Source organism: Rhodanobacter sp. DHG33 (assembly GCF_014843005.1).
Classification (GTDB): domain Bacteria; phylum Pseudomonadota; class Gammaproteobacteria; order Xanthomonadales; family Rhodanobacteraceae; genus Rhodanobacter_A.
This window is the reverse complement of the sequence record NZ_JACYXM010000005.1, coordinates 246,174-253,640: the sequence shown is the minus strand read 5'-3', so window position 1 is coordinate 253,640 and position 7,467 is coordinate 246,174. Positions and strand designations below refer to the sequence as shown.

Here is a 7,467-nt window from a genome sequence, read left to right as displayed (position 1 = left end):
CCCACCCGATCCCATCCCGAACTCGGAAGTGAAACGCAGCCGCGCCGATGGTAGTGTGCATTTGCATGCAAGAGTAGGTCACCGCCAGGGGCTTTATCCTTAAACACCCTCACCGATCTCGGTGAGGGTGTTTGCTTTTGCGAGCATCGAATATCGATGTGAGCAATGTCCCGATACGTGGCACGGAATGCATCGGCAATCGCCTATCATCGAATCGGACAGCCGCTGACATCGGTTGCGGAGCACGATCTTGTTCGTACACGTGGAAACGCGCCGACGACAACAATGGCAATGGGCCACGTTGCTCATCGTCGTCGTGTGCGTGCTTTGCTTCGTCTGGTTGGCCATGCTGCCGCTGCCGCGGCGGATCGCGGTGTTGCTGGAATGGGGCACCGTGCCGGCGAACATCTTCAATGCCCACGAACCACTATGGCCGCAGTTGACGGATCCTTCGCTGCTGCGCCTTTTCACCGCACTGTTCATCCATGTCACCTGGCTGCATTTGCTCAGCAACCTGCTGTTCCTGGTTATCTTCGGTTTGCCAGGCGAACGCACTCTTGGTTCGCTGCGTTTCCTGTTGCTGTTCGTGATCGGTGGAGTTGTGGCGAACTTGATCGGCGCCGTGTCGTTGGCTGGTGTGCGATTGCCGATCATCGGTTGCAGCGGCGCAGTGTCAGCGGTGGTCGGCACCTATGTCGCGCTGTTCCCGCGTGCACGCCTGGGCCTCGTACTGCCACTGGGCCTTTACATGGAGTTCGTGCGGCTGCCTGCCTTCTTGCTGATTGGCATCTGGGTGCTGCTGCAGCTGCTCTTCAGCTACGCCGGCCCCAGTTATGGTGCCTACGTGTGGTGGGCACACATCGGTGGCTTCCTGTTCGGCCTGGTATTTGCCTTGTTCTCGCGCGAGGCGATCACGCGGCGACTGCGCCCCTGACAGTCAGGATTGGCTGCGCTCTTACGACAGCTCGTGATGATGCGTGAAGTGCCGCAGCAACCCGCGCGCAACAGGCGTCGCGGCCACTTCGCGAAAACTCCGTTGCGGATCGAAGCCCTCGCGCTGCATGTCGGTGTGCTTGCGGCGAATATATGCACGCATCACATCGGCGCTGAATTCGGGGTGGAACTGCGTGCTGAATGCCTTCGGCCCGTAACGCAACAGATGATGCGGGTCACGTGCGGAGCGGGCCAATATGACCGTATCCGCAGGCGTCTCGAGCACGCTTTGCTCGTGCGTGGTGTGGGCGCGGAAGACCTTGGGCAATGAGGAGGCGAACGGGTCGTTTGCGGCAGCATCGAGTTTCTCGATCTCAAGCGTGCCGATTTCGCGACCGCCAGGCAGATAGTCCACACGTCCACCCAGCGCATGCGCCATCAACTGATGGCCGTAACAGACGCCGAGCAGTGGCAGCTCGACGTCCATCGCATCGCGGATCCAGCCCGCAGTACGCTCGCTCCATGCGGCACGTTCGGTGACCATCGCGGCCGAGCCGGTAATCAATGCACCGGCTACTGCGTCAGGCTTGGGCAATGCCTCGCCGGCCTCTACATCGATGACTTGCAGCCGTCGCATCGGAAGTTCTGCGGCGAGACGGAACCAGTGCGGGAAATCGCCGTGACGGGCGCGGATGGCGTCCGGCGCACGGCCGGTTCGGATAATCAGGACGGGCTTCATGCGGCTTGGTCGGGCGTGTGGTCGTCGGGTTGCTCGATGGGTGGAAGCACGGCCAGCACTTCCTGCACCGTGGTGATTCCGCGCGCCACCTGCTCGGCGGCGGATATGCGCAGCGGACGCATGCCTTCGGACAGCGCGGTCTGGCCGAAGTTGCCCAGTTCCAGTTGCGACGAAACCAATGTCCGCAAACGTGGCGAGATCGGCATCATTTCGTAGATGCCGGTGCGGCCCATGAAGCCGGTGTTTCGGCATTCCAGGCAGCCGACCGGCACGCACACCTTTTCCGGCAAGGGCAACGGCCAGCCGTGGGTGAGCGCGTTCCATTCGTGCGGGTTCTGCGCGGCTTCCCGCTTGCAGTAGGGACAAAGGGTGCGCACCAGCCGCTGCGCCACCACGCCGGTAAGCGTGGACTGGATCAGGTAGTGCGGCACGCCGAGGTCGAGCAGGCGCGTGACGGCGCTGGGCGCGTCGTTAGTGTGCAAAGTAGAGAGCACCAGATGGCCGGTGAGCGAGGCCTGCACCGCCATCTGCGCGGTCTCGAGGTCGCGGATCTCGCCCACCATGATGATGTCCGGGTCCTGTCGCAGGAGGGTGCGCACGCCGGCGGCGAAATCGAGATCGATGGCTGGCTGCACCTGCATCTGGTTGAATTCGGGCGACACCATTTCGATGGGGTCTTCCACCGTGCACACGTTCATCGCCGGCGTGGCCAGATGCTTGAGCGTGGAGTACAGCGTGGTGGTCTTGCCGGAACCGGTGGGGCCGGTGACCAGCACGATGCCGTGCGGGCGTTCCACCATGTGCCGCCACTGCACCGTCTCGCGCTCGGAGAAGCCGAGCTGGGCGAAGTCTTTCACCACCAGGTCGGGGTCGAAGATGCGCAGCACCATCTTCTCGCCGAAAGCGGTGGGCATGCTGGAAACACGGAGCTCCACTTCGCGCCCGGTGGATGAGCGGGTCTTGATGCGGCCGTCCTGCGGGCGGCGCTTCTCCGCCACGTCCATGCGCGCGAGGATCTTGATGCGCGCGGTCACCGCCGTCATCACCGGCGGCGGCAGTTCGAACACCTTGTGCATCACGCCGTCGATGCGGAAGCGCATCTGGCCGGCCTCGCGGCGCGGTTCTAGATGGATGTCCGAGGCGCGTTGTTCGAAGGCGTACTGCAGCAGCCAGTCGACGATGTGCACGACGTGGCGGTCGTCGGCGCCGACTTCGCCGCTCTTGCCCAGCTCGACGAGCTGCTCGAAGTTGAGGATGGCCGAGGCATCGTAACCGCCGTTGGCTTTTGCATCCTGCGCCAGCTGGATCGAGCGCTGGACGCCGTAGAACTCCTGCAGATAGCGGTTGATGTCCAGCGGACTGGACACCACGCGATGCACGTCCCGTCGCAGCATGTGCGAGAGATCCTTGGCCCAGGCGTCATCGAACGGTTCGGCGGTGGCGAAAGTCACTTCGCCCGTTGCAACCGCGACCGGCAGGATGCGATGCCGCTGCGCGTAGGCATGGCTCACCACCTGGGTGACCGCGGCTACGTTGACCTTCATCGGATCGATCTTGAGGTAGGGCAGGTTGGCATGCCCGGCCAACCATTCGACGAGGCTTTCCAGGCTCAACGGACGCCCGGGATCGCGCTGACTCGCCAGCTTGGCGTTGGCGATCAGCACCAGTGGATGCAGTTCCACCGCGCTGCGGCCGGAACGCGAGCCCAGCCGTACCTGCTTGGCGTCTTCGGCACCCACGTAGCCATCCACCACCAGGGCGGCGAGCAGCTCGTCCAGTTCCAGTCGGCCGCGACGGCCGAGCAGTGTTGCGATTTGCGGTGATGCGGCCATCCGGACAACTCCCCCGTGGCGCGGCGCAACGGCGGAAAACCAGTGCGCAGGCGTGCTGCGGCTATACTAACCCGCTTTATCGAAGCCCACGGAAAGCCATGTCCGCGCGCACCTTTCAGGATGTGATCCAGACCCTCAACCGCTACTGGGCGGCGCAGGGTTGCGTCTTGCTGCAGCCACTCGACACCGAAGTCGGCGCCGGCACCTTTCACCCCGCCACGTTCCTGCGTTCGCTTGGTCCGGAGCCGTGGTCGGCAGCCTACGTGCAGCCTTCGCGCCGCCCCACCGATGGCCGTTACGGCGAGAATCCGAACCGTCTGCAGCACTACTACCAGTACCAGGTGGTGATGAAGCCGAACCCGGAGAACATCCTCGAGCTGTACATCGGTTCGCTGAAGGAGCTCGGCCTCGATCCGCTGGTGCACGACCTGCGTTTCGTCGAGGACAACTGGGAATCGCCCACGTTGGGTGCCTGGGGCCTGGGCTGGGAAGTCTGGCTCAACGGCATGGAAGTCACCCAGTTCACCTATTTCCAGCAGGCCGGCGGACTGGAATGCCGCCCCGTCACCGGCGAGATCACCTACGGCCTCGAGCGCCTGGCGATGTACCTGCAGAACGTGGACAACGTGTACGACCTGGTGTGGACCGAAGGTCCGCACGGCAAGGTCACCTACGGCGACGTGTTCCATCAGAACGAGGTGGAGCAGAGCACCTACAACTTCGAGCATGCGAACGTGCCGGAACTGTTCCGCTGGTTCGACGTGTGCGAGGCCACCGCCAACCAGCTGATCGCCGCCAACCTGCCGTTGCCGGCCTACGAGCAGGTGATGAAGGCCAGCCATACCTTCAACCTGCTCGATGCGCGCCGCGCGATCAGCGTCACCGAGCGCCAGCGTTACATCCTGCGCGTGCGCACCCTGGCGCGTAGCGTGGCCGAAACCTACGTGGCGCAGCGCGAGAAACTCGGCTTCCCGGGACTGAAGAAGAATGCAAAGGAGCTGGCTGCATGAGTGCTGCCAAGTCGCTGCTGATCGAACTGGGCACCGAGGAACTGCCGCCGAAGGCGCTGGACGAATTGTCCGCCGCGTTCGCGCGCGGCATCTGCGACGGGCTGGCCAAGCGCGGTATCGAAGCGTCGTTGGGCGAGGCGAAGGCGTATTGCTCGCCGCGTCGCCTGGCCGTCCATGTTCCGCGCGTCGCCGCGATGCAGCCGGAACAATCGGTCGAACGCCGCGGCCCGGCGGTCAATGCCGCGTTGGATGCGCAGGGCCAGCCTTCGAAGGCGCTCACGGGTTTCGCGCAGTCCTGCGGCGTGACCGTGGGGCAGCTGGAAAAGCTCGAGACCGACAAGGGCGCATGGTTCGTGTTCCGAGCGGTGAAGCCGGGTCAGCCGCTGGCTGCGTTGTTGGCGGAGATCGTGGACGAAGCGTTCAAGAGCCTGCCGATCCCGCGCCCGATGCGCTGGGCCGATCACGATTACGCCTTCGTGCGTCCCGCACACTGGCTGGTGATGCTGCACGGCGCGGACATCGTCGATGGCGAGGTGCTGGGCCTGAAGAGTGGCCGCCAGTCGCGTGGTCATCGTTTCATGCATCCGCAGCCGGTGCACGTGGCCGATGCGGACGGCTGGCTCGATGCGATGCGCAGCGCCAAGGTGTTGGCCGATCCGGCCGAGCGCCGCCAGCGCGTGCGCGACGAGGTGGCGCGCGCGGCGAAGGAAACCGGTGGAGTGCCGCGTCTCGACGAGGCCTTGCTCGACGAGATCAGCAACCTCACCGAGTGGCCGGTGGCGATCGCATGCGGCTTCGAGCGCGGCTTCCTCGCCGTGCCGCAGGAAGCGCTGGTCACCACGATGGAGACCAACCAGAAATTCGTGCCGGTGTTCGACACCGACGGCAAACTCACCGAACATTTCATCGGCCTCGCCAACATCGAGTCGAAGCAGCCTACCGAGATCCGCAAGGGCTACGAGCGTGTGATCCGTCCGCGCTTCGCCGACGCGAAGTTCTTCTGGGACGAAGACCTGAAGACGCCGCTGGCCAGCTACCAGGAACAGCTCAAGAACGTCACCTACCAGCAGGCGCTGGGCAGCCTGTGGGACAAGAGCGTGCGCGTGGCCGAGCTGGCTCGCGTGATCGCTGGTCGAGTCGGCGTCGATGCCGGTGCCGCTACCCGCGCGGCGAGCCTGGCCAAGTGCGATCTGCTCACCCGCATGGTTGGCGAGTTTCCCGAACTGCAGGGCGTGATGGGCCGTTATTACGCCGCCCATGACGGCGAGGCGGCCGAAGTGGCGGTGGCGCTGGACAGCTACTACCAGCCGCGTTTCGCGCGCGATGGCATCGCCGCGGACAAGGTGGGCCAGGTACTGGCGGTGGCCGAACGCCTGGACACCCTCGCCGGCATCTTCGCCGTGGGCATGAAGCCCAGCGGCAACAAGGATCCGTTCGCGCTGCGTCGCGCCGGGCTTGGCCTTGCGCGTACCTTGATCGAAGGCAGGCTCGAACTCGATCTTCGCGCCACGTTTGCCGAGGCGCTCGAGTTGCTGCCCGAAGCCGCTTTCGCGGCTGGCGTGAAACCCGGCAAGGACGGCAAGGTACCCGCGATCGATGTCGGCCAGCGCCGCGCCGCGCTGGTGACGGAGCTGGTCGATTTCGTGCTGGATCGCCTGCGCGGATATTACGCAGAACAGGGCTGCCCGGCCGAAGCCTACGAGGCCGTGCTCGCGGTGCAACCAGAGACGCTGCCCGATTTCGGCCGCCGCCTGCATGCCGTGGTCGAGTTTGCCCGCTTGCCGGAGGCGGCCAGTCTTGCCGCCGCGAACAAGCGCGTGGCCAACATCCTGCGCAAGCAGGCCGAGGAAGGTGGCGAGCAGGCACTGGCCCATGAAGTCGATGCAGCGCATTTCGAAAGCGATGCCGAACGCGCGCTGGCCGAAGCGCTGGCCGCGGCCGGCAAGGACACCGCGGATCCGCTGCAGCAGGGCGATTACACCCGTGTGCTGAAGCGACTCGCGCAGTTGCAGGCGCCGGTCGATGCCTTTTTCGAACAGGTGCTGGTGAATGCCGAGAACCCGGCGGTGCGCCGCAATCGCCTCGCCCTGCTCGGACGGCTCAAGTCGGCCTTCGGCGCGGTGGCCGATATTGCATTGCTGCGCGAGTGATTCCCACGGTTGATTCCCACGGTCATTCCGGACCGAGGGAATCAAACGGACGGTCACCTATGGCTGTGCTTCTCAAACAAAACGCGGCGCCTTTTCGGAGCGCCGCGTTTTGTCTGGATCGTGGGTCGAGCGGGTTCAGGCGACTTCGTGTGTCTTGCCGCGGCGGATGCGCTCGGACAGCTGGCGGTTGAACTTCAGCATGGCGGTGGCGTTGACGCTGGCACCGTCGGAACCCAGGATCTCGTAGAGATGGCTGAGCATGTCGGTATTTTCGGCCAGCGTCATCTGGCTGTTCGCCAGCTCCAGTTCCGACTGCAGGATCTGCATGGCGGTATTCAGCCGGTTCGGATCCACCGAAGCATCCAAGCTGCCCGCCTGGGCATGGCCAATGCGGCGTGGCCGGTGCGAGATGGTTTCGGAGCTGTACTGCGAATCGTCATTGCCCGCGGTGGACGGGTCGACCTGCAGGGCGCCCTCGCCAGCCACCAGCCAGACCAGCGAGATGCCCAGCGTGCGTGCCAGGGTGACGCAGCGTGCTCGCGACGGATCGGTATGGCCATCGCGCCAACTGCGCACCACGCCTTCGGAAAAACCGCACATTCGCGCGATTTCGGTGGCGCTTCCCACGCGCTGGATCAGTAATTTGATGCGATCGGCAAAGGTCGACTGGAGCGGGTCGTGGGGGAGTTTTTGCGTGCTCATGGCGATTGACCGTCAACAGGGCTGTTAGAGTTGTCGCAAAATCGCGCGTCTGCGGGCCGGGAACACAAGATGGCGGCGCGGTAGCAGTATCGAACTGGCTG

The 7,467-nt window shown here is 64.5% G+C and carries 6 protein-coding genes and 1 rRNA gene; 4 read left to right on the top strand and 3 right to left on the bottom strand.

Annotated elements, in window-relative coordinates; genetic code table 11:
- Together rrf and IHE46_RS11655 are read left to right on the top strand one after the other, a co-directional pair.
- Nucleotides 1-90: ribosomal RNA gene (rrf, locus tag IHE46_RS11660) — 5S ribosomal RNA — on the top strand; the annotation flags it as partial.
- A 160-nt stretch (nucleotides 91-250) separates the two neighbouring features.
- Nucleotides 251-934, top strand: coding sequence for a rhomboid family intramembrane serine protease (locus tag IHE46_RS11655; protein WP_192164811.1), 684 nt, complete (start codon nucleotides 251-253; stop codon nucleotides 932-934).
- A gap of 21 nt (nucleotides 935-955) precedes the next feature.
- On the opposite strand, the gene IHE46_RS11650 is transcribed toward IHE46_RS11655, so the two are convergent.
- Together IHE46_RS11650 and IHE46_RS11645 are read right to left on the bottom strand one after the other, a co-directional pair.
- Nucleotides 956-1,672 (bottom strand): glutamine amidotransferase, encoded by a 717-nt coding sequence (locus IHE46_RS11650; RefSeq protein WP_192164810.1) that lies wholly within the window; start codon nucleotides 1,670-1,672, stop codon nucleotides 956-958.
- A complete protein-coding gene (locus tag IHE46_RS11645; RefSeq protein WP_192164809.1) occupies nucleotides 1,669-3,504 on the bottom strand; it encodes a GspE/PulE family protein in 1,836 nt (611 codons plus the stop codon). Before IHE46_RS11645 ends, IHE46_RS11650 begins: the two co-directional genes overlap by 4 nt.
- A gap of 98 nt (nucleotides 3,505-3,602) precedes the next feature.
- Between IHE46_RS11645 and glyQ the strand changes: the two genes are divergently transcribed.
- Both glyQ and glyS read left to right on the top strand, forming a co-directional pair.
- Nucleotides 3,603-4,514 (top strand): glycine--tRNA ligase subunit alpha, encoded by a 912-nt coding sequence (gene glyQ / locus IHE46_RS11640; RefSeq protein ID WP_192164808.1) that lies wholly within the window; start codon nucleotides 3,603-3,605, stop codon nucleotides 4,512-4,514.
- Nucleotides 4,511-6,664, top strand: coding sequence for a glycine--tRNA ligase subunit beta (glyS, locus tag IHE46_RS11635; RefSeq protein WP_192164807.1), 2,154 nt, complete (start codon nucleotides 4,511-4,513; stop codon nucleotides 6,662-6,664). Before glyQ ends, glyS begins: the two co-directional genes overlap by 4 nt.
- Before the next feature lie 135 nt (nucleotides 6,665-6,799).
- On the opposite strand, the gene IHE46_RS11630 is transcribed toward glyS, so the two are convergent.
- Entirely contained in the window at nucleotides 6,800-7,366 is a 567-nt protein-coding gene (locus tag IHE46_RS11630) for a helix-turn-helix transcriptional regulator (protein ID WP_192164806.1), read from the bottom strand.
- Nucleotides 7,367-7,467: the final 101 nt, after the last annotated feature.